Origin of the sequence: Allobosea sp. LC85 (assembly GCF_000735605.1) — a bacterium.
In the GTDB taxonomy this organism is placed as follows: domain Bacteria; phylum Pseudomonadota; class Alphaproteobacteria; order Rhizobiales; family Beijerinckiaceae; genus Allobosea.
In genome coordinates this window covers 103,591-125,971 of sequence record NZ_JPKG01000024.1, presented here as the reverse complement: position 1 = coordinate 125,971, position 22,381 = coordinate 103,591, and the positions used below count along the sequence as shown (strand labels likewise).

Here is a 22,381-nt window from a genome sequence, read left to right as displayed (position 1 = left end):
TCTGTCAATCATGAAAGTGGAGGATACGAATGACCGAAGCCGCGACATTGCGCGAGATCGACAGCGACCCGTTTGGCGCCTCCGATGTCGTGCCGACGCGGCTGGGGGATGCGCTGATCGCGCGCATTACCCAGGCGATCCATGATGGCAGGCTCAAGCCGGGCGACGCGCTTCCGTCCGAGGCGCGGCTTGCCGCATCGTTTGGAGTCAGCAAGCCGATCGCACGCGAGGCGATCCGCCAGCTCGCAGCCATGGGCGTCGTCAACATCCAGCAGGGCAAGGTCACGCGCGTCCAGGCACTCGATGCCGCTCCGCTCGACCGCTTTTTCCGTTTCGCCGTGCGAGGCAGCAAGACCGGGCTCACCGAGGCGGTCGAACTGCGCCGTATCCTCGAGCCGCCGATTGCGCGCTACAGCGCCGAGCGTCGCTCGCCTGCTGATATCGAGCGTCTGACCGGCATCCTGGCGCGCATGGAGGCGTCGCTCGGCGACGTGCCGCGCTGGATCGAGGCAGATCTCGACTTTCACGAGGCGATTGCCGCCTCCGCCGGCAACCGCCTGCTCGATCTCCAGATCCAGGGCCTTCGGCCGGTGATCCGCGAGGTGATGGAGATCTTCAACTCACGCAGCGCCCGCACACAGGCCGATTGGCGCAAGACCTATGAGCGCCATGTCCGCGTCGTCGAGGCGATCCGCGCCGGCGACGCCGAGGCGGCGGAAATGGCCATGAACAAGCATTTCGAAGCGGCAGAAGCCGCCATCGCGGAACTCGCGACACTCGGGGAGGACAATCATGACGGCAGGAACAGGGTTGGACCGTAGGCAGGTCCTGGGCGGCTTCATCGGCCTGAGCTTTGCCGGCGCCGCTCCGGCCTTCGCGCAGCAGGGCGGTCCTTTCAACGTCTTCGCACATCGCGTGATGCAGACCGTCGCGACCGGTTCACAAGGCGGCGACATCACGAGGGACTGGGCGCACAAGAACGGCGCCACGATCCAGTGGACGACCTTTGATACCGGTCCGTTGCAAGAGCGGCTGTTTCGCGAGGCAAGCCTCTCCGAAAGCACCGTCGATGTCGGCTTCGTACTGAACACGCAGGTGATCCCGCGCGCCGCCAATCTGTTCGAGCCGCTCGACGCCTACCTGAGCCGCGATCCTCTGCAAGACCCGGCGGACATCTTCCCCGGGTTGATGGAGGGCATGAAGGTCGGCGGCAAGCAGCTCGCGATTCCGTTCCGCCACGCCTCATCGGGGCTGCACTACAATGAGGAATTGCTGGCCGAGAAGGGCTTTTCGAAGCCGCCGGCCTCGATCGAGGAACTGGTCGAGATCGCCAAGGCCTGCACCTATCGCCGCAGCGATGGCACCGCGGTTGTGGGCCTGTGCATGCCCGGCGTCACCTACCCGAACGTGATCGACATCGCCCGCGCCTGGGACGGCGACTTCATCACGCCCGACTTCAAATGCGTCGCGGACCAGCCGCCGATGCTCAACGCCATCAAGCTCCTGCGCGCCTTGTTCGAGGCCGGTGCCTTCCCGCGCAATTTCGCGACGCTCTCGCCCGAGGACGTCAATGTCTGGATGCAGACCGGACGCGCCGCGATGAGCCTGCAGAGCATGGGCCGCAATCGTATCTACAACGACCCGCAGAAGTCGAAATTTCCCGGCAAGATCAGGACGGTTGCCGTGCCCGCCTCGAAGACGCTGGCGGGCAAATATGACGCCGCACCGGCCAAGGTCGAGTTCTGGGGCATGGTCATCCCCAGGAACGCCAAGCGCAAGGATCTCGCCTGGAGCTTCATCAAGGCGATGACCGGGAACGATGCGACCCTGAAGGCTGCCCTCAACGGCAACGGCCCGGTGCGCGCCTCGACCTATGCCGATGCCGGTTTTGCCAACACGGTTCCCTATGCGGCGGAAGAGCTGAAGGTGCTCAAGGTGGCCCGGGTGCCGCTGCCGGCCTTCGACGAGGCGGCCCGCGCCGGCGATCTGTTCAAGGAAGAGGCCGAAGCCGCCGTGCTCGGCATGAAGACGCCGGAGGAGGCCATGTCCTCGCTCGTCAAACGCGTGCAGCCGCTGTTGCCGGCCTGAACCATCTTTGAACAACCGCGCGGCACAGCGCGGGAGCATCATCTGGAGGAATGCCATGGACAATTGCTCACTCTCGCGCCGCCGCTTCGGACTGCTCGCCACCGGAGCAGCAGCGTCGCTGGCCTTGCCGGGCCGCGCCTTCGCTCAGGCCCGGACCGTGACCGCGCTCGGGCACCGCGTCCATCAGACCTCGGCCACGACGGGCCCGGGCGGCGATGCCACCGAAGCCTGGCGCAAGCAGGCGGGCGCGGCGGTCAACTGGGTCACCTTCGGCGACGTCAACGCCATCCATGAGCGCCTCTTGCGCGAGGTCACGCTGACCGAGACCTCGATCGATGTCGCCTACCTGCTCAATGGTCGCGCCGTGCCGCGCAATCTCAAGCTGTTCGAGCCGCTGGATGCGTTGCTCAGGGATGCGCCGGTAGAGGATTTGGCCGATTTCGCGCCGGGGCTGGTCGATCCGTTGAAGATCGATAGCGCCCTGCACGGCATTCCGGTGCGCCACGCCACCAATGCGCTGATCTATAACGAGGCCCTGCTGGAAGAACGCGGCATCACCAAGCTGCCCGCCACCTTCGAGGAACTGATCGAAGTGGCGCGCAAGCTGACCTTCAAGCGCGAGGACGGCACGCAGGTCAACGGTCTTGCCTTCACCGCGGTCTTTGCTTCCAATTTCCTGACGCTCGCCCGCTGTCTCGGCGGCGACTACATGACCAGCGATGGCAAGCTCGTCGCGGCCGAGGCGCCGATGGTGAAGGCTCTGACGGTGCTCGCCGATCTCTACAAGGCGGGCGTGCTGCCGCGCAATTTCGCGACCGTCAACAACGAGGAGATCACCACCTGGATGCAGCAGGGCAGGGCGGCAATGACGATCAACCCCTTCGCCCGACTGGTGACCTATAACGATCCGGCCAAGGGCAAGTATGGCGGGCGCTTCAAGTCGCTGCTGCCGCCGATGGCCTCCGACCTCGTCGGCAAGATGGCATTCGCGCCAACGGTCGAGTTCTGGTCGCTGGTGATCCCGAAGAACAGCAAGCAGAAGCCGCTGTCCTGGGATTTCATCCGGGCTCTTTCGTCGAAGGCCGGCACCAAGGCGATGGCACTGAATGGCAACGGCCCGGTCCGAATCTCGACCTATGCCGACCCGGCGCTGATTGCCGCGATGCCCTATGCGGCCAACGAGGCGGCAGCGCTCAAGGCCTCTCGCATTCACCTTCCGGCCTTCGACGAGCAGGCGCGCGCCCACGACATCTTCATCGAGGAGACGCAGGCCGCCGTGCTCGGCATCAAGCCGCCGCAACTGGCGATGGACGACGCGGTGAAGCGCGTTCGCCCGCTGCTCGGCTAGGCGGGTGCAAATGCTTCAAGGTCGTGTCGCCCTGGTGACTGGCGCGGCACGGGGGATTGGTCTGGCCGTGGCGTCGGAACTGGCCCGGGCCGGCGCCCATGCTGTGCTGCACGACCGTGATGCGGCGGCAAACGAGGCGGCGCTTGCGCCGCTGCTTGCGGCCGGGCTGAACGCGAGCGGCCTGATCGCGGATCTCGCGGACCCGGAAATGCCGGGCCGAATGCGTGAGGACCTGAACGCCCGGGGCTTCGTTCCCGACATCCTGGTGCTGTGTGCTTCTGCCGAGATCAGGGAGCATTGGGACGCTGTCAGTGATCGCGCCCTGGCCATGCAGAGCGAAGTCAATCTCCATGCCACGGTGCGCCTGATCCAAACCTTCCTGCCCGGCATGATCGCGGGCGGCTTTGGCCGGGTGATCGCGATCGGCAGCGTCCAGGAGGCCAGGCCCAATGCGGATTGCCTCTATTATGCCGCTACCAAGGCGGCCCAGACCAGCATGATCCTGAATCTCGCGCGCACCGTCCGGGCCCCGGATGTCACCTTCAACGTGATCAAGCCCGGCGCGATCCTGACCGATCGCAACCGCGCCGTGCTGGCCGACCCCGCCTATGAAGCGGCGGTCCTGGAGCGCGTGCCGCTCGGGCGCATCGGCGCGCCACGGGACTGCGCCGGAGTGGTGCTGCTGCTTTGCCGCGACGAGGGAGCCTATATCAACGGCGCCGAGATTGCCGTCGATGGCGGATTGCGACTGTAGCACCCCGGCGGGCGGCTCTCGCAAAGGATGCGGGGCTCATGACGCTGTGGCCGAGGGATTTCTCGTCACCGCAGCACAACGACCTTGGTTCCGGTCCCGACGCGGTCATAGAGGTCGACAACGTCGCGATTGGTCATCCGGATGCAACCCGACGACACGGCAGCCCCGATCGTGTTGGGCTCATTGGAGCCATGGATGCGATACAGGCTCGATCCGAGATAGAGCGCACGTGCACCCAGAGGATTATCGATCCCGCCCGGCAGGTAGCGCGGCAGATCAGGCCGGCGTCTCAGCATCTGCGCCGGTGGCCGCCAATCCGGCCATTCGCGCTTTCTCGTGACCATCTTGGTCCCTGACCAACTAAAGCCCTGCCGCCCGACGCCGACGCCATAGCGGATCGCCTGCCCATTCCCGAGCACGTAGAAAAGCCGCCGCTGGCTCGTTGAAATGACGATTGTGCCAGGAGCATATTGCCTGCCCCAAGGCACGATCTGGCGAGGGATCGGCTGTTCGCTGAAGATGTTGAGGAAGTCGGCAAGCCCGCGGCTGACCACATTGTCGTAGGCCTGGGCGGGCGCTGATAGTGTCAACGCCGTAACCAAGAAAATCATAGCGCGCAGCATGGTCTTCCCTGCAACGCCCCCCTTTGAAGATCCAAGGGGGAAATGGAGGGAAGGTCAAGACGGAATGCGCTAGCGCATTTCCGCCATGCTTACAGCAAAGCCCAGTTAACAACCGGAGCGGGCGTATGTCGTAGAGACCAGCTTCGGACCATTCCGCGAATGCCAGCCTGCGGCGGGGTATGTTGCGTGCGTTGCCCGCCGACACGGCTGTTCTGAACTACGCTGTCACTGCGCGTTCATTGTACCCCCGGCGGCGAGGAGCGCGGCGCCAGGCGTTCTGCTCGCCCAAGATGTGCCGCCACCATCCAATCAGGTCGGGGCGCCGTTCAGCGCCGAGCATATCTTGGCGGCGTCAAGCTGCGCGCGAACCAGTCGATGAAGCCGATGATATCGAAGACAGGGCGCCCGGTTGCCTCCGCAATCGCAGCGGCATGAGGCGGCAGGTTGGTGCATTCGCACAGGATCGCCCCGACATTGGGGTGCCTGGCTACGAGCGCCAGTGCTGCATCGACGACCTCCCGCTCGAGCGTCGCGAAATCCGAGATCCCGCCTTGGCCACCATAGACGCGACGAAACAGGCTCTCCGGCGCCAGGCCTTCGATCGGCGTGTCCGTCCTGACGCCAACCGCAGCGAGGTGCTTCTGTGTCAGCGCTTCCGCGGCGAAAGTGAGAATACCGACCCGTTGGCCGGCGGGCAGCATCGCCTCGATGACCGGCGCCTGAAGCAGGCTGCTCGTCGCCACCGGTACCGGCAGCGCGGCCGCCATCTCCTTCTGCAGGAGCGCCAGGAAGCCGCAACTCGTCGTTATGCCGCGCACGCCGGTCGCGACGAGATCGAGCGCCGCAGCGATGAAAGGTTCGAGCAGTCCGGCGGCTTGCCCATGGACCACCGCAGTCGGATTCGCGCCGCGCACAACGCGAAACTGCACCGGGAACGACCATGTCGTTCCATTTCCGATATCGCCCGGCAGGCGCTGGAACTGCGTGTCGAGCATGAGCACGCCGATCCCGAGATCGGCTACGACGCCGTTTGTCCGCGTGGGAGTGAGGTTGCTGTTCACGATGCCGTTTCCATGCTCGAGTGCGCGGCCGAAGCTGTGGCGATCCCGTCGAAGAACCACGACAGGAAGCGATTGGCGCGCAATGCGTCAATCGGGATATCCTCCTGAGCGATCAGCCCGGGACCGCCCAGCCGCCCCTCCCGGATGAGGTCCAGAATAGCGGCGACATGGGATGCCGCTGTCCGCCGCATCGCGCTCAACGATACGGCGCCGATCGTCGCGGGAACGACGTGGCGTGCAAACCGGTGTTCGATACGCCGCCCGTTCCGCATGCCGACGGCCGTGATGAAGATCAGGAGCCGGTCGTCGTCTATCTCGGGAAGCGCATTCAGAAACAGGTTCCGCAGCAGATCCACCCGGTGCCGCAGCTTCAGATCGTCCAGCAGGAACTTCATGTAGTCGAGATGGCCGGGATAGCGGATGGTCCGGGAGACCAGGCTGTCGACACAGCCCTCCAGGCGTGTGCACAGGCTCAGGGAGATATTTCCGGAGACGAAGACCTCGTAGAGGCTGTCGTCGAGACGGAGCTGCTCCTGCTCGGACAGCGGGGGCAGGCTTGTCACCTTGCGGTCGATCAACGCCGTCGAAGGCTGCAGATATTCGCGCAGCAGGGCATCGACATCCCATGTCAGGCCGTAGCCGAACCGGTTGGTCGAATGCCGTGGCAAGGTGCCGATCCGGACGTTCACCTCGGCTTGCATCACGCCCCTGGACAAAAGGTCCAGCACCAGCGGCGAGATCAGCCCCGGGGACACGCCGCATTGCGGAACGAAGCAGGCCGGGGCCGACGCGGCCTCCCGTCGAACGGCCTCGAGGCCGGGCGTATCGTCGCTCAGATCAAGGTAATGCACGCCGCTGCGCCGGGCGGCCGCGGCTACGGGAGGCGTCGCGGATGATGGCAGCGCGGCCACCACCGCGTCGGACCGGGCCAGCAGGCTGTCCAGCTTCGATGCATTCCCCGGATCGATGTCCACGAGGCGCAGATTGAGATTGCGAGCGTTCACCCGAGCCGGCTCGGTCGGGTCCACGATCACCACGTCGAACTCCGGGACCTGGCGGAGCAGGATCGCCAGCGCCGAACCAATTCGGCCGCCACCAACAATCACGACAGAAAACGGGCGGGGTTTCTCCCCAGGGCTTTTCATCGGGGCATCAGGCATGGAAGCGCGACAGGAACGCTTTGAGGCGCTCGTTGCTCGGGCTGCGCAGAATTTCGGTCGGCGAGCCCTCCGCCGCGATGCGCCCGGCTTCCATGAAGACGATCCGGTCTGAGACGTCGGCGGCGAAGGAGATCTCATGGGTGACGATGACCATCGTCATTCCCTGATCCGCGAGGCTGCGCACGACGCCGAGAACCTCGCCGACCAACTCGGGATCGAGCGCGCTCGTGACTTCGTCCAGGAGTAGGGCATCCGGCTGCATCGCCAGGGCCCGCGCGATCGCGACGCGCTGCTTCTGTCCGCCGGAAAGCTGGTTCGGCCAGGCATCCCGTTTCTCGGCGAGCCCGACCTTTGCGATATAGTCCATCGCGATCTCGACGGCCTCGGCGCGGGGCTTGCGCTGCACGATGACCGGTCCTTCGATCACGTTCTCCAGAACCGTCTTGTGGGGAAACAGATTGAAGTGCTGGAACACCATGCCGACATGGCGCCGCAACTCGCCCTGGCCCATGAAATGGGCGTCGCCGACATGTTTCAGGCCAACGCGCCTGCCGCGGAAGATGATATCGCCGGCATCCGGCCTTTCCAGCATGTTCATGCAGCGGATGAAGGTGGATTTTCCCGAGCCGGAAGGACCGATGATCGAGAGCACCTCACCGGCTTTCACCGCCAGGTCGATGCCGTGGAGCACCTTCAGGGCCCCGAAGTTCTTGGTGACGCCGGAGGCTTCCAGGAGGGAGCCGGAAGAAGCGGACGAAGGCTTGGAGGTCATGGAACGCCTTTCCTCAATTGCCCGCGCGCATGCGGCGCTCGACGACGTCGGCGAATTTCGTGACCGGGAACAGGATGACGAAGTAGAGGATCGCGACAGCGGTGTAGGCTTCCAGCGGGCGATAGGTCTGCCCGTTCACAACGGTCGCCATGTAGGTGAGGTCTGCGACCGAAATGACCGAGACGAGCGAGGTGTTCTTGAACTGCGTGACGGACTGGTTGATGAAGGCGGGCATCATCCTGCGGATCGCCTGCGGCAGCACGATCCTGCGCATGACTTGCCAACCCGACATGCCGATCGCCGCGCCTGCTTCGGATTGCCCCTTGTCGATCGAGACGATGCCACCCCTGAAGACTTCGGCATAGAAAGCGGCGGCGTAGAGCGAGAGCGTCGTCATCGCAGCCGCCCAGTTCGGGATGTCGATCCCCAGAATGAGCGGCAAGGCGTAGTAGATCCAGAGAAGCTGCACGAGCAGGGGGGTGCACCGGAACAGCTCCTGGAAACCCTGCGCGAACCAGTTCAGCGGTCCATTGCCCGACAGCCGCGCGAAGCAGACCGCCAGGCCGAGGATCAGGCCAAGCGCGATCGAGCCGATCGTATAGACGACGGTGATCCACGCCCCCAACAGGAAGAGATCGCTCGCCTGGAGGATCGGGGCAAAGCTCCACGTATACATGTTCTCTCCAGCCTTCCGTGGAAGCGGCCCTCGCGAGCCGCCTGGGAGTTCAGCCGCCGAAGCCGAAGCCTTCGGGCATATCGTCCAGCGTGATGCCGAATGGCTCCAGGCTGTTCACGATCCAGGTCTGGTTGTTGCCGATGCGACGGTTGTATTCGGCCCAGGAGGAGATGAAGGCCTTCCACTTCTCGTCGGTCCCCCAGTTCATCGCCACCACCGAGGGGGTGGAGAGCACGGGCTGCGGCACCATGACCTTGCCGATGCCGCTCGCCTTCTTGGCCATGACGAGGCCGTTGAGCATCGTGTTCACGAGGCCGTCGGCCTTGCCAGTGACAACGGCGACGATCGCTTCATCGCGGGACTTGAACCGAAGCATCTTTGCCTTCGGCAGGTATTGCTGCGCGATGAGATCCTGGGAGGAGCCGAGATCGACGGCAAAGGTGTATTTGGGATCGTTGAGCTCCGCCCAGCTCCGCTTCGACAATTCCGGCTTGGGCGAGACGATGACGAAGCTGTTGAAGTAGGTCGGTTGCGAGAACGCGACCGACAGCGCCCGTTGCGGCGTCGCCGTTACGCCCAGGGCCAGATCCGCCTTGCCGCTCTGCACGTCCAGGATCGAATTGGGCCAGGTCGATTCAACGACCTGCAATTTGACGCCCAGCGTCTTGGCGATGTCCCTGGCCATCTCGATGGCAAAGCCACGCCATTCGCCGGTTCGCGGATCCTTGTTGAAATAGGGATCCTCATTGAGAATTCCCGGGATGCGCAGAACGCCGCGAGCGCGCACGGCCTCCACGGTGTCCTCGGCCCTGACTGTTCCCGAAAGCGCCAGCAGCGAGAGGCCGGCGGCGCAGATTGCCCGAAGGACTTGTTTCATGTGGTCTAAACTCCGTTCCCCGCCGATGTGCTCGGCCTTGCTCCGATATCCGGATTGATGTCAGCGTAGGGGAGCCACCCTCGCGAACAATGCGAGAGTAGCCGCGCGTCCTACCGGTTTTTTTATATGTTGGCGGTCGCCTCGTAGGCCTTGAGGCTCGCCTCGAGCGCCGCAAGGCTCTCCGGCCGCAATGGAGCGAGCGGCGCGCGCGTTTCGGCGCTGATGGCTCCGGCGCGGGCGAGGGCTGCCTTCAGGGGAACCGGATTGCTCTCGATGAAGAGGTGTCCAACCACGTCGAAAAGCGCCTGATGTATGCGCCGCGCCTTGTCTGTCTCGCCCGCGATCCAGGCTTTGTGCAGAGCGACGATGTCCTTGGGCAGCAGGTTCGAGGCGACGCTCGTCACGCCGTCGGCACCGACCGCGAGGAAGGGAAGGGTGAGCCCATCATCGCCCGAGTGGATCACGAATTCATCACCGAGGGCACGGCGCAATTCGGTGATCCTTTCAACCTTGCCGCCGGCCTCCTTGATGCCGACGATGTTAACATGGGCCTTCGCGAGGCGCGCCGCCGTATCCGGCGCGATCTCGACCCCGGTGCGTCCCGGCACGCTGTAGAGCATGATCGGGATGTCCACTGCCGCGGCGACGGCGGAGAAATGGTCGAACAGGCCAGCCTGCGAGGGCTTGTTGTAATAGGGCGTGACGATCAGGAGACCGTCGACGCCGAGGGCCTGCGCGCGCTCGGCTTTCCTGATGGCCAGATTCGTCGCGTTGGATCCCGCGCCGGCCATCACGAAGGCCCGGCCCTTCGCCGCCGCGACCGTGGTGCGAATGACGTCCTCTGCCTCGCTGTCGGTCAGGGTCGCGGCCTCGCCCGTGGTGCCGACCGGCACAAGCCCGGCCACTCCCGCCTCCAGCTGTTTCTTGATCAAGGCTTCGAGAGCGGGGGTGTCGATGGCGCCGTTCCTGAAAGGCGTCACGAGGGCGGTGAAGACACCAGCCAGGCGCTGGCGAAGTTGTCTATCGGTCATTGTGCAATTCCCTTTTCCCGAGGCGTCAGTCGATGACGACCTTGGTCTCGCTCATTTCCCGCAAGGTCATGTGGATGCCCTCGCGTCCCAGGCCGCTGGACTTGATCCCGCCAAACGGCACGTTCTCGGCCCTGAAATCGGGACCCTCGTTGATCATCACGCCGCCCACGCGCAGTTCGCGCGAGAAGCGCTTCACCAGCGCATGATCGTTGGTAAAGACGCCGGCCTGGAGGCCGTAGATGCCGTCGCTGACCTCGGCGATGACGCTGCCGACGTCGCTGAAGCGGCGCACTGCCAGAACCGGGCCGAAGGTTTCGGAGCGCACGAGGTCGGTGTCTTCGGAGACGGCGTCGAGGAGCGTCGGAGCAAAGAGCGTCCCCTTTCGGAGACCGCCCGCCAGCAGCTTTGCGCCATCGCTGATGGCCAGCCTGACGCGCCGCTCCACCTCAATGGCGGCCTGCTCGTCGATGACGGTTCCCATGACCGTGTCGGCATCGGCAGGATCGCCGGTACGGACGGCCTCGATCCTCTCGAGGATGCGCTCCAACATGGTTTCGCGAATGGAGTCGTGAAGGAAGAGACGCTTTACCGCAGCGCAGCTTTGCCCTGCGATTTCAAAGCGATGGCCAATGGCGACCTCGGCCGCACGGTCAAGATCAGCATCGGGCATGACGATCAGCGGATCGTTGCCGCCGAGTTCCATCAAGCATCGAACCAGGCCAGAGGCGTTCTTCAGCGCCAGCCCGGCTGCGGGGCCACCTGTGAAGCTCAGAATGTCGATATCGCCGCCGGCAATGGTCGCGGCCACCTCGGCCCCCCCATGCACGACGGTGAACAGGCCTGCGGGAAAGCCGGCCATGGCAGCGAGTTCGGCCAGGCGCGCCGCCGCCAATGGCGCCTTCGGCGACGGCTTGGCGACGACCGCGTTACCGGCTGCGATCGCGGGGCCGAGCTTGTGGCAGAGCAGGTTGAGCGGATAATTGAAGGGCGTGATCGCCCCGACCACGCCGGCGGCTTCATAGGTGATCGACGCGAGCTTGCTGGGCGCGCCGGGCACGATCGCCGTCGGCAGCACCTCGCCATGCAGCACGGTCACCGCGTCGCCGGACAGGCGCAGCGTGTTCTGGGCGCGACGGACCTCATTGCGAGCCTCGGTGATCGTCTTGCCGACCTCGGCGCAGATGATTCTGGCCATATCATCGGCTTCGTCCGCGAGAAGCTCCGAAAGGCGGTAGAGCAATGCCTTGCGCTCTGCCGGCGTGCTGAAGCGGAACTCGCGCCACGCCCGGCGCGCGCCGTGCAGAGCCTTTGCGACCGCAACCTCGTCGGCAACTGCGACCTGGCCAATTCTGGCGCCCGAGTAGGGATTGAACACCGCAATCGTCGGCGAAGCGGACGTGACGGTGGTGGGTTTCACAAGGGTGATGGTCACGGTCTAGGACTCCAGCTCATCTGTCTTCAGGTCGGCAAGTGCTGCCAAGGACACCGGCCGGAGGGGCCAGCGTGGTGGGATGACCGAAGGCACGGCCTCGCCGCGCAGGGCAGCGATCGTCGAGCCGCAGAAACGCCCCTGGCAGACTCCCATCCCAAACCGGCCCATGAGACGTATCTCCCGTGCCGAGGCATCGTCCGGGAGCGATCTGAAGTCGGAGAGGCGGCGCGCCTCGCAGCGGCAGATCAGCGTCTCGGGAGTGGGCTCCGGCAAGGCGGAGCGGAACATGTTGGAGATGGCGGCCTGGACATTCCGCGCCGCCTTCAGCCTGGCCTCGACTTGCGCGTCGGGAAGCCGCAGCCCCAGGCGCGCCAGGATCATGCAGGCCGCGCGGCGGCCATCCAGGATGGCCGCGTCCGCGCCGAGGATCTCGCGGCCGTCGCCGGCAAGAACAACGGGAACGGCTGCTTCGGGATCCGGAATGGGTATGCCGACCCGGTTAGGCTCGATGCCGTCATGCACCAGCAAATGCCGGGCGCGGAGACTGTGAACCGAGCCACTGCGCCTGACCCGAACCTCCAGGCCCGCAGCATCCTCGCGAACCGAGAGGATGTCGGTTCCTGTCCGGTAGGGCACCCAGTGCGACAGGAGCGTGGCGGCGTAGGAGGCCGCCTCGGCGAGTTGCTGTCCTGCCCCGACCATTTGCAGCAGGGCGTTGACGCGAAGCCATGGACGCCCCCGCTCCAGCACTGCGACCGGTGGGTTGCCCGCCTTGGCAAGCTGTGCGGACACGGCAAGAAGAAGGGGTCCCGTCCCTGCGACCAGGGTCGGCCCAGTCGGCGGAACACCGGTTTCCTTGAGCAGGACCTGAGCTCCGCCCGCCGTCATGACGCCCGGCAGGTCCCAGCCTTCGAACGGATGGATCTTCTCGACCGCTCCGACAGCGATGACTGCCGCACGGATCGTGCGGGCAACGACCCTGCCGGTCGCCCGATCGTCGAAGAGATGGCGGCCATCTCCGTCGACGCCGAGGAACACGGTGCCAGTGTGCAACTCGATGCGGCTGCCGGCGGCATCGATACGCCGTGCGAGCTCGGCCCAGTTGCGTCGGTGCCGGGCGGGCGCGTGCACGGTGTGGGCCGCGCCGAGGGCCGGCTGGCGATGGATCGCGCCGCCAAGTTGATCGCGCTGCTCGACCAGAAGCACACGCAATCCAGCCTCAGCGAGAGTAGCCGCAGCGCTCGCCCCGGCCGGTCCGCCGCCGACGACGAGGATCGGAGCGTCAGTCATTGCGCCCTCCGACCGCAGGCATGGACCCGATTCTCAATCCGCCCGTGGCTAGCGTCAGGCACGCCTCGACCGGTGCACCACCCTCGACCGAGACGACGCAAGCCTGGCACGCGCCGATGCCGCAGAAGACACGCCCGCGCACCGGCCCGCCTTCCGGACCCAGGCTGAGGATGCCGGCCCGGCCCAACGCAGCTGCAATCGTCTCGCCGGGTCGGAAGGGCACGACACGATCGTTCCAGAATATCCGCGACATCATTGGCAGGCCTCGGCCCTGGCAAAACGACTGGGCGTCAGCATCGAAAGATCGGCGGCGAGCGGCCGGTCCAGGATCATTCGCGCCGCGGATTCGCCCATGAAGGGACCGAGACAGATGCCGTCGCCCTCGAAGCCGGTCGCGACGACGAGCCCGTCGACATGCGGATGCCTGCCGATGATCGGCAACCCATCCCGGGAGGCTGTGCGCACGCCCGCGAATGTTCTCACCACACGCCGCGCTCCGAGCGGTGGATAGAGCTCGAGCGCTGCCCGCAAGATGGCTGACACGGTCACCGCGTCTGTCCGATGATCGCTGCGATTGTCCTCGCGACTTCCGCCCAGAAGGAACTGGCCGGTCACCAGCGGATCGATGACGAGGCCGATATGCGATCTGTCCAGAACGATGCCGCGCTTGGCTGCGAGATAGGAAGCGCCCATGAGGTGTCCGTCGATGGCGGGGCGCCCGGTACTTGCCCGATCGGTGACGATCATCTGTCCCTTGCGGGGGATAAGGATGTCGCCGAGGTTCAGGAGATGGGCCGATCCGATGCCGGCCGCGACGAGGACAGCATCCGCCGACAGGATTTCGCCCGCGAGCGCGACACCGACGGCATGGCCATCCCGCACCACGATCTCTGAGACCGACGCCCGGCGCCGCACGACGATGCCGCTCCGCTGCAGCAGGCGCGAGGTGATCTGGTATCCAAGCGCGTGGCCGTCATCGGGAATCTCGAGGGCGGCCGTGACGCCTTCACCAAGACCGGGGATGCGGTTCATCAGCTCGGCTCGCGCGACCGCGATGACGCGTTCGCCGGCTTGGGCGAGGTCGGCCCCGTGCTGCGACACGAGTTCCGCTTCAAGCGCGTTCTGCGCAATCAGGAAGGTGGAGCGGCGATGGAACAGCCCGTGGAATACGCCCTCGGCTTCCAGCTGGCCGTAGAAGGCCCTGGCGTGGCGGGCCAGCTCCATCATGGGCCCCGGGCGCTTGCTGGCCACGGAGACCGCGCCGTCGGATGCGCCGGTCGCACCGGCTGCCGGGCCCGACGCATCCAGCACCGTGACCCTTGTGCCAGCGGCTGCGAGAAAATGGGCGGCGGCAGCGCCGACAATTCCAGCGCCAACCACGGCGACATGCATTGAGGAAGGGCGGGCCATGACGGCGATCTTGTTTCCCAGAAGAGGTGCGCCGAACCTCTTCCGCTTCGCCCAGCCGGTCGATCCAAATGATCGGCGCCGACTTGCCTCATTGTTTGAAAGTGGCGGAGATCCTTTGGCTGTGGGACATGCGGGTCGCTTTCCTGGAAAGGGCTACCATGCGTGACGCCAACCTGACGCTCATCCAAACGTTTTTCATCGTTGCGCGCGACGGCTCCTATTCTGCGGCCGCGCGCAAGCTCGGCATGAGCTATCAGTCCGCCGCCAATCATGTCCGAAGGCTGGAGCAGGTCCTGGGAGAGCGCCTGGTGGTCTCGGAGCAAGGCGCGAAGACGGTCATTCTGACGCCGCGCGGACGCAGCCTCTACAAGCTGCTGCTGCCTGAACTGGACACGATGCTGGCCCGGCTCGATCGTACCCTGGACAAGGAGCGTCCGGTCCTGCGCATCGGGCTTCCGCAAGCCATCTTCTACTATCTCCTGCCGCCGGTCCTGGCTCGCTTCCGTGAGCGTTACCCCCAGGTGGAGATCGTGGCCTATGAGCGCGACACGTCGCTCTCGGAACTGATCAAGGACGGCAGCCTGGATGTCTGCATCACCGAACGGTATTTCGGGGACCCGAACGTTCCGCAGCACCTCGTCTGCACCTATCGACCGGCGCTCATCTTCCCGACGACCTGGGGGGATCCTCCTTCGCCGAGCAGTATCAAGGACTGGGCGGCGGGCCGGCCGTTCGTGACCTATGAGCCAGGCCAGCTCCTTCGCAATCTCGCGGTCGATTTTCTCAGGCCGCAAGACTCCGAAATGGAGATCGCGATCTCGACGTCGGGCAGCTCAAGCGTCAAGAGATGTGTCGAGGCCGGCCTCGGCTTTGCGATCATTCCAGAATGGTGCCTGGGGGAGCAGGAGCCGAATGTAACAAAAGTCAATATAGATGGGTTTCCGGAGATTCCGATTTATTTTGGAGAGGCCACTTTTCTGTTCAATAATACCTATGTCAAATCGTTGCGGCAATTATGTGCAGATCTGATCAAATTCTATTAGAATCCGTAGTTTACTCAATTCTTGCAGATTCGATACACAGCGGGAGACTTCGCGATCGCCGGGTAATGCCCTGCTACAGGTGGATGCCGCGAGGACGAGCGCCGCGACCCCGGCATCCAGGTGAAGCGACGGATTGCCGATGCTCCCGTGCGGGGGGCTTCTGGACCACTCCGCCAGAATCCCTCAGCGGAGGTCGATGGTCGTTTCGACAACATGCTGAAGCGAGGGCGCGTCGTCTGACGTGAGAGACATGCGCAGGCGCACGACGCGTCCCTGCAGGTCTCCCTCGCGCACGATGCGCTCGATCTCCCGTTGAGAGGTTACCCCTACCTCCTTCAGGAATTTCCGGATGGCCATGTTGAAACGGTCCTCATCCATGATCGTTCTCCAAAGTCGCTGCCAAGGGCCGGGTGCATCGGTGATACACCCAGATAAGCTCAGCGGCAGCACCCGCGCATTTGAGCGCGTACCGCTCTCTGGCATCGGGGGCCCCGATCAGCGATCGTCCAGCGCGTCATCCGCATGGATCGGAAAGACGGGCTGGCGGAGCTGCGTGTAGGGCAGCGACGCGATCTTGCTGGTGCAGGGGCCGGCCGTTGCGACCGTGTAACTGCCCTTGGCGATCTTGTCGTAGGCGCGTCGATGCGCGACGGCCGCCTTGACGCCGATCGCCTTCAGCGTCTCGGGATGGATGCCCTGCGAGCGGAACTGTCCAAGGTCGAAGGGCGGTGTCTTGCGGCTGGTCAGCAGCACGCTGATGCCGCGTCCGGTGGTCACCACCGCGCAGGGCCCCATGCTGAAATGGGCGCCCTGGGAGGCCGCAAGGTGGCTGTTCAGGTCCTCCAGCGCAAAGTCGCCGTCGCTGGAACTGACGAACCGGGCCTCGATCTCGACCGGGCCTTCGGCGATGGCGCTACCCTTGCCGCCGACCGAGATCCTGCGCACATCGCCCGGCCTGGCGCCGGCGAGCACAGCAACCGCCGCCGCGTCGGCGATGGCGACGGCGCAGTTCCCAACCCCATGGCGCAGGAACGCCCGCAGCACGGATGTGCCGTCGCCCGGGGCGCCGCCGCCGATATTGTCGGCCGGCTCGACGACAATATAAGGGCCGCCCGGCAAACGCAGGATCTCCGCGACGGCGCCGTCGAGATCCCACTCGCTCGGCAAGCCGAAGGCGCGCAAGGTCACGGCCGTTTCAGTGAGCCGCGCCAGGGCTTCGCGCGCCTTAGCTTCGGCTCCGGTGGTGACCACGCAGAATGCGACGCCGGCCTCCGGCACATCGGAGAATGAATAGCCGCCGACGACATTGACGGCCCAGATTGCGGGATCTTCGGTTTCGACCGCGCGAGCCATGGCTTCGAGCTCGCGCATCGGCCGGTCGGCCGTTCCGGTCCCTGTCGGCGGCCACATGACAGGGGCGTTGCACGAAAACATGCGCGGAAGGCTGTTCTCGTTCAGGGCCCGTGCGAGCAGCTGCGCCGCGCGCTTGGCTGAATCCCGCGCATCGGTGTGCGGGTTCTCGCGATAGGCGACGAGGCCATTGGCGTGCGCAGCCATGGCCGCGGTGAAATTCGCGTGAAGGTCGAAGACACCGAAGACCGGCAGGCTCTCGCAGCCGGGCACCGCACGGATATGGGCGAGCAAGGCGCCCTCCGGATCGAGACAGGCCGACGTCACCATGGCACCGTGCAGAGCGAGCCAGATGCCGTCGAGGCCGCCATTTGCGAGCGCTGCCCTGAGCCCTGCGTCGAACTCATCTTGGAAGCGGTCGAAGACAGCCTGTTCGACGGTGCCCGAGGGCAGGGCCGTGTAGTCGATCGTCGGCACGACCTCCCAGCCCTCGGCTTCAGCCACCTCCAGGAAACCATCAAGGGTGGAACCGTCCCCGCGTCGCTGCAACACCTCTCCGCCGCGCCGGATCGTAAAGTCGGCGAGGGTCGTGATCTCGTCGACGAAGCTATGCGTCTCGTGGAACAGCGCGGCGAGCAGGATGCGGCGGGGGCGTGACATGCTGGGGACCCAATCTCGACAGGTGGCGGCGTGGCGCCATTTCGGACGCCGGATCGTTTCGGATCAAGGCGCCATTATTCCGTCTGGAGAAACGACTTTGCTTTGACAGGTGGAAGCGACCTCCCGTTAGATCCTGCTGGGAGAGCGGGACGATGCGGTTGCTTCGTGTCGCCGAGCGGGGGCTATCTGCATGCGCGTCTTCGTTGCATCGCTGGCGACTGAAACCAACACCTTCGCGCCGCTCTTCGTCGATCGCAGCGCTTTCGAAGCGGCCTTCTACTGTCCGCCTGGTACGCACCCGGAAACGCCGACGCTGTGCTCGGCGCCGATCGTCGCCGCCCGCCGCCGGGCCGCCAGCGAGGGGTACACCCTGATCGAGGGCACCGCGACATGGGCGGAGCCTGCAGGGCTCGTTTCGCGCGACGGCTATGAAAGCCTGCGTGATGAAATTCTTAGCCAGCTTCATGCCGCGCTTCCCGTCGATGTCGTGCTGCTGGGCCTGCATGGCGCAATGGTCGCGCGCGGCTACGACGATTGCGAGGGCGATCTGATGGCGCGCGCCCGCGCGCTCGCCGGCCCCGGTTGCATCATCGGGGCAGAGCTCGACATGCATTGCCATCTTACCAAGGAGATGGTCGATGCCGCCGACGTCATCGTTGCCTTCAAGGAGTTTCCGCATACGGACTTCCTCGATCGGGCCGAGGACCTGCTCGAGCTCTGCCTGCGGGCAGCGCGCGCGCAGGTGAAACCTGTCAGCGCTGTCTTCGACTGCCGCGGAATTGCAAGCTTCATGACAAGCCGCGAACCTGGCCGCAGTTTCGTCGACCGTATCAAGGCGATGGAAGGTCGGGACGGTATCCTGAGCATTTCGGTCGCTCACGGCTTCCAGGCGGCCGATGTGGCGGATGTCGGCACGAAAGTGCTCGTCATTGCCGATGGCGACGCGGACAAGGCGGCGGCGCTCGCCAAGACACTGGGGCTGGAAATCCTGCGCTGGGGCCCCAGCGGCGCGATGCCGAAGCATTACAAGCCTGATGAGGGTATCGAGGCGGCGCTGGCACTGGCGCAGGATGGCCGTCCGGTCATCCTCGCCGATCGCTGGGACAATCCCGGCGGCGGCGTCGCTGGCGATTCCTCGGTGATGGTCGAGGCGCTGCTCAGGCGGCCGGAGGTGCCGGCCGCGATCGGAGCTCTCTGGGACCCCGTCGCCGTGAGCCTGTGCCGAGCCGCCGGGGTCGGAGCCGAAATTTCGCTGCGCTTCGCGGGGAAGGCGGCGCCGTCGTCGGGCCGGCCGATCGATGCGACAGTGCTGGTCACGGGCACGACGCCCGACCTTGTGGTGCCCTTCGCACAAAGCTGGGTTTCGCTCGGTGCGGCTGCTGCGATCCGTATCGGCAACCTCGATATCGTTCTCGCATCGACCCGCGCCCAGACCTTCAGTCCGCCGGTGTTCACCAATCTCGGGATTGATCTGGCTGCAAAGCGCGTCGTGGTCGTCAAATCCTCGAACCACTTCCATGCGGCCTTTGCGCCGATCGCAGCCAGCGTTCTCTATCTCGACAGCGGCGGCCCATACCCACCGGAGGCCAGCAAGATTCCCTACACCAAGATCCGCCGCCCATTCTCGCCGCTGGACCCGAACCCATGGCTTTGACTGCCTCCGGCCGCGCGCTGCCGCGTCTGTCACTCGCCGATATCGACGATCAGTGCCTCGATGGGCTGAGCAAGGGTCTGCCGCCAGGCACATCAGGCCTGCGCCTCGGCGATATCGGGATGCAAGGCTGGAATGTCCTGACCGGCGACCTGCCGCTCCCGCTTGCGGTGATCCGCGAGAGCGTGTTGAAGCGGAACAGCGTCTGGATGAGCGCATTCACGGCGGAGAACGGCCTTGTGATCGCCCCCCATGGCAAGACCACCATGGCGCCGCAGCTCTTCGACCTGCAGATCGCAGACGGCGCCTGGGCCATCACTGTGGCGACGATCCAGCAGCTTCAGGTATGCCGCCATTTCGGCGTCAGACGCGTGATCCTCGCCAACCAACCCGTTGGACGCCAGGAGATCGCCGCCTGCTTCGATGCCGTGATGGATGACGGCTTTACACTGTATTGCCTGGCCGACAGCGTTGAAGGTGTTGCATCGCTGGCTGAGGCGGCCCGGCGTGCGCCGCCGCCATCAGTTAATCCGCTGCGTATCCTCGTCGAGATCGGTTTCATGGGCGGCCGGACGGGCGCGCGCAGCCGGGACGAGGCGATGGCGATCGCCCATGCCATCAGCGGGGCTGCTGGGCTGCAACTCGCTGGCTTCGAATGCTTCGAGGGGCTGCATAGCACTGCCGCCGGCGCCGACCGCCTGCTCGACAACATGATCGAAGTGGCGCTGGCGGCCGAGGCGGAGGGATTGCTCGGTCCCGATCCGATGGTGCTGAGCGCCGGCGGAACTTCCCTGTTCGACCGTGTCGGGGAGAAGCTGAACGCGGCGGCCTTTGCGCGATCCATCGTGAAAGTCCTGCGCTCGGGATGTTACCTGACCCATGATTCAACAGCCTATGCCAATGCATTCCGGCGCATCGTCATGGAAACCAGCCTGACCCTGCCGGCGGGCGGCCTCGAACCGGCGCTGGAGGTCTGGGCTTATGTCCAGTCACGGCCCGAGCGGGGACATAGCCTGCTCACCCTTGGCAAACGCGACATCAGCTACGATGCAGGCATGCCGGTTGCGCTGCGCTGGTTCCGTCAGGGCATGAGCAGGCCCGAGCCGATGCCGGCAGGACACACGGTTCTCGCGCTCAATGACCAGCATTGCCATCTCGGCACGCCGGAAGACAGCCCGCTTCAGGTTGGAGACATGGTCGGCTTCGGCATTGGCCATCCCTGCACGACCTTCGATAAATGGGCTCTGCTGATGCTGGTCGACGACGATTACGACGTGCGGGGCGGCGTCAGGACGTTCTTCTGATATGCCCCGGATGGAAGCCGTGTTTCTTGCTGCGAAACCAGGAATCCTTGACGTGAATTCTGACGACTCCTAGCCTCCATTGGCGAGAGGGATGATCTGCGGGCGGGAATCGGCGAGCGCGACAGGCGTCTCGCTTCAGGCGGTAGGCGCTGATGCCAGATCAGCGTCCTGCAGGTTTCAGGCCGAAATCATGTCGTCTGATCATGTGTGGAGGGATCGTTCGTGAAGGCTCCGTCATTCCCGATGATCGCCCCCGAGCCGGAGATGGCAGAGGAGCTGTCACGCCGCAGCCTGCTGCGGCTTGTGCTTGCCAGCAGTGCCATGGCCCTTTCGCCCGCGATCATGGCTGGCGATGCTGCGGCCGAGACGCCGGTTTCGGGTGGAACGCTGACCATCGGCGCCGATGCCGACCCGATCGGGTTGGATCCGGTCACGCTTACGGCGTTCTCCTCCTATGATTTCACCAGTCTGATCTATACGGGGCTGCTGCGCTGGTCCGCGCAGATGAAGATCGAGCCCGATCTCGCGCTGAGCTACGATCAGCCCGATCCCAAGACCTATGTCTTCCGGCTGCGGCAGGGCGTGAAATTCCATAATGGCCAGGATTTCACGGCCAATGATGTGAAGCATACCTTCGATCGCATCCTGAACCCGGCTTCCGGCAGCCGCTTGCGGGCGTTCTATTCCAGCGTCGATGCGGTCACTGTCATCGACCCCTACACCGTCAAATTCCAGTTGAACGCGACGGATGCGGCCTTCCTGAGCAACCTGGCGACCAGCCCCAACGGCGCGATCGTCCCGGCTGGTGTCGAGAACCTCAACACCCAGCCCGTCGGGACCGGCCCCTTCGTGTTCGAGGCCTATCAGCCGAACCTGCAATTCTCGCTGACCGCGCATGCGGGCTACTATGAGAAGGGGCAGCCGCATCTCTCCAGGGTGGTGTTCAAGTTCTACAAGGACCAGGCCACGCTGACCTCGGCGCTGCGGTCGCGCGCAATCGACATGACCTGGCTGAAGGACCCGAAAGTCGCGGCCGCGATTGCGCGGACCTCCCCCAATCTGGTCTCTGCTCCCGGCCAGACCTCGCGGACCTTTCCGGTCTGGCTGAACATGAAGGCCAAGCCGCTGAACGATGTCAGGGTGCGCCGCGCGCTCAGCCTGGCGACCGACCGCAAGGCCTGCCTAGACACGATCCTGGGCGGTTCGGGCAAGGTCGGCGCGATGATTCCGGAAAGCCAGGTCGGCGGTTATGACGGCACCGGGGACCTACCCTATTACAAGCATGATCCGGCCGCGGCGAAGGCCCTGCTGGCCGAGGCCGGCTATCCCGAGGGCATCGATCTCGGCAATTACATCATCGTCGCAGCCAACCCGCTCGACGTGGCCTGCGCGCAGATCCTGCAGCAGCAATGGCAGGTCGCGGGAATCACGGTCAAGCTGACGCCGATGGAGACGGCGCCGCTCTTGACCATGTGGAATACTGGTAGGTGGCCGACGCTGCTCTCGGTCGCTCTGTCCTGGACGCCGGATTCGGACGCCACCCTTCAGTACATCAAGTCGGACAGCGCGACCGGCAAGGGTACGGGATCGAACGATGCCGAGCTCGACAGAATGATTCTGGAGGCCCGCGCCGAACTCGACCTCGGCCGGCGGGCGGCCAAGAACATGGCGATCCAGCGCCATATCGCCGACCAAGCCTACATCATCCAGGTTTACCAGTACCCTCTGCGCTGGGAGATCTGGTGGAACTACGTCAAGGATTACGTCCCGATCGCTGCGAATATCCGCTCCTTCGTGCGCACCGCATGGCTGAAAAAATAGCTCCCCCGTTCGCTCTCTCCACGCCGGGCG

General features: G+C 65.0%; 21 protein-coding genes. 8 read left to right on the top strand and 13 right to left on the bottom strand.

The window, feature by feature from the left end; all coding sequences use genetic code 11:
- Positions 1–29 precede the first annotated feature (29 nt).
- From FG93_RS12065 to FG93_RS12050, 4 genes are read left to right on the top strand one after another with little or no spacing between them, the layout of a single operon-like run.
- Complete coding sequence (locus FG93_RS12065; protein WP_043234699.1) at positions 30–821, top strand: FadR/GntR family transcriptional regulator; 792 nt, start codon at positions 30–32, stop codon at positions 819–821.
- Positions 793–2,088: an extracellular solute-binding protein gene (locus FG93_RS12060; protein WP_043234697.1), complete on the top strand. Its 1,296-nt coding sequence runs from the start codon at positions 793–795 to the stop codon at positions 2,086–2,088. Before FG93_RS12065 ends, FG93_RS12060 begins: the two co-directional genes overlap by 29 nt.
- Positions 2,089–2,143: 55 nt before the next feature.
- Positions 2,144–3,436, top strand: coding sequence for an ABC transporter substrate-binding protein (locus FG93_RS12055; RefSeq protein ID WP_043234695.1), 1,293 nt, complete (start codon positions 2,144–2,146; stop codon positions 3,434–3,436).
- Between the two features lie 10 nt (positions 3,437–3,446).
- Complete coding sequence (locus FG93_RS12050; protein WP_081881488.1) at positions 3,447–4,190, top strand: SDR family NAD(P)-dependent oxidoreductase; 744 nt, start codon at positions 3,447–3,449, stop codon at positions 4,188–4,190.
- 65 nt (positions 4,191–4,255) lie between these two features.
- Here the strand turns inward: FG93_RS12050 and FG93_RS12045 are convergent, their stop codons facing one another.
- From FG93_RS12045 to FG93_RS11995, 11 genes are all read right to left on the bottom strand, one after another.
- Positions 4,256–4,813 carry a L,D-transpeptidase gene (locus FG93_RS12045; RefSeq protein ID WP_043234693.1) on the bottom strand — a complete coding sequence of 186 codons (558 nt, stop codon included), beginning with the start codon at positions 4,811–4,813 and terminating at the stop codon, positions 4,256–4,258.
- Between the two features lie 326 nt (positions 4,814–5,139).
- The gene (locus FG93_RS12040) at positions 5,140–5,874 is read right to left on the bottom strand and encodes an aspartate/glutamate racemase family protein (RefSeq protein ID WP_043234692.1); all 735 of its coding nucleotides are present in this window, start codon (positions 5,872–5,874) and stop codon (positions 5,140–5,142) included.
- Complete coding sequence (locus FG93_RS12035; RefSeq protein WP_081881487.1) at positions 5,871–7,034, bottom strand: saccharopine dehydrogenase family protein; 1,164 nt, start codon at positions 7,032–7,034, stop codon at positions 5,871–5,873. Before FG93_RS12035 ends, FG93_RS12040 begins: the two co-directional genes overlap by 4 nt.
- Positions 7,027–7,806: an amino acid ABC transporter ATP-binding protein gene (locus tag FG93_RS12030; protein ID WP_052513668.1), complete on the bottom strand. Its 780-nt coding sequence runs from the start codon at positions 7,804–7,806 to the stop codon at positions 7,027–7,029. The genes FG93_RS12035 and FG93_RS12030 overlap by 8 nt, the downstream gene beginning before the upstream one ends.
- Before the next feature lie 13 nt (positions 7,807–7,819).
- Positions 7,820–8,482: an amino acid ABC transporter permease gene (locus tag FG93_RS12025; RefSeq protein WP_043234689.1), complete on the bottom strand. Its 663-nt coding sequence runs from the start codon at positions 8,480–8,482 to the stop codon at positions 7,820–7,822.
- 49 nt (positions 8,483–8,531) lie between these two features.
- Positions 8,532–9,359 carry a transporter substrate-binding domain-containing protein gene (locus FG93_RS12020; protein ID WP_043234688.1) on the bottom strand — a complete coding sequence of 276 codons (828 nt, stop codon included), beginning with the start codon at positions 9,357–9,359 and terminating at the stop codon, positions 8,532–8,534.
- A gap of 122 nt (positions 9,360–9,481) precedes the next feature.
- A complete protein-coding gene (dapA, locus tag FG93_RS12015; RefSeq protein ID WP_043234686.1) occupies positions 9,482–10,390 on the bottom strand; it encodes a 4-hydroxy-tetrahydrodipicolinate synthase in 909 nt (302 codons plus the stop codon).
- Positions 10,391–10,415: 25 nt separating this feature from the next.
- Positions 10,416–11,822 (bottom strand): aldehyde dehydrogenase family protein, encoded by a 1,407-nt coding sequence (locus tag FG93_RS12010; protein WP_081881486.1) that lies wholly within the window; start codon positions 11,820–11,822, stop codon positions 10,416–10,418.
- 3 nt (positions 11,823–11,825) lie between these two features.
- A complete protein-coding gene (locus FG93_RS12005; protein WP_043234684.1) occupies positions 11,826–13,112 on the bottom strand; it encodes an FAD-dependent oxidoreductase in 1,287 nt (428 codons plus the stop codon).
- A complete protein-coding gene (locus FG93_RS12000; protein ID WP_043234781.1) occupies positions 13,105–13,365 on the bottom strand; it encodes a 2Fe-2S iron-sulfur cluster-binding protein in 261 nt (86 codons plus the stop codon). The genes FG93_RS12005 and FG93_RS12000 overlap by 8 nt, the downstream gene beginning before the upstream one ends.
- The gene (locus FG93_RS11995; RefSeq protein WP_043234683.1) at positions 13,365–14,522 is read right to left on the bottom strand and encodes an FAD-binding oxidoreductase; all 1,158 of its coding nucleotides are present in this window, start codon (positions 14,520–14,522) and stop codon (positions 13,365–13,367) included. The genes FG93_RS12000 and FG93_RS11995 overlap by 1 nt, the downstream gene beginning before the upstream one ends.
- Positions 14,523–14,590: 68 nt before the next feature.
- Here FG93_RS11995 and FG93_RS11990 point away from each other — a divergent pair, with 68 nt between their 5' ends.
- Positions 14,591–15,565: a LysR family transcriptional regulator gene (locus FG93_RS11990; RefSeq protein WP_244448585.1), complete on the top strand. Its 975-nt coding sequence runs from the start codon at positions 14,591–14,593 to the stop codon at positions 15,563–15,565.
- Positions 15,566–15,748: 183 nt separating this feature from the next.
- Here FG93_RS11990 and FG93_RS11985 read toward each other — a convergent pair whose 3' ends face one another.
- Positions 15,749–15,943 carry a DUF6494 family protein gene (locus tag FG93_RS11985; RefSeq protein ID WP_043234682.1) on the bottom strand — a complete coding sequence of 65 codons (195 nt, stop codon included), beginning with the start codon at positions 15,941–15,943 and terminating at the stop codon, positions 15,749–15,751.
- A 117-nt stretch (positions 15,944–16,060) separates the two neighbouring features.
- Positions 16,061–17,575, bottom strand: coding sequence for a M81 family metallopeptidase (locus tag FG93_RS11980; RefSeq protein ID WP_043234681.1), 1,515 nt, complete (start codon positions 17,573–17,575; stop codon positions 16,061–16,063).
- Between the two features lie 190 nt (positions 17,576–17,765).
- Between FG93_RS11980 and FG93_RS11975 the strand changes: the two genes are divergently transcribed.
- The 3 genes from FG93_RS11975 to FG93_RS11965 all read left to right on the top strand — a co-directional run bounded on the left by FG93_RS11975 (position 17,766) and on the right by FG93_RS11965 (position 22,351).
- Positions 17,766–19,229 carry a M81 family metallopeptidase gene (locus FG93_RS11975; RefSeq protein ID WP_043234680.1) on the top strand — a complete coding sequence of 488 codons (1,464 nt, stop codon included), beginning with the start codon at positions 17,766–17,768 and terminating at the stop codon, positions 19,227–19,229.
- Entirely contained in the window at positions 19,220–20,530 is a 1,311-nt protein-coding gene (locus FG93_RS11970; protein ID WP_052513666.1) for an alanine racemase, read from the top strand. The genes FG93_RS11975 and FG93_RS11970 overlap by 10 nt, the downstream gene beginning before the upstream one ends.
- A gap of 222 nt (positions 20,531–20,752) precedes the next feature.
- Positions 20,753–22,351: an ABC transporter substrate-binding protein gene (locus FG93_RS11965; RefSeq protein WP_244448584.1), complete on the top strand. Its 1,599-nt coding sequence runs from the start codon at positions 20,753–20,755 to the stop codon at positions 22,349–22,351.
- Positions 22,352–22,381 lie beyond the last annotated feature (30 nt).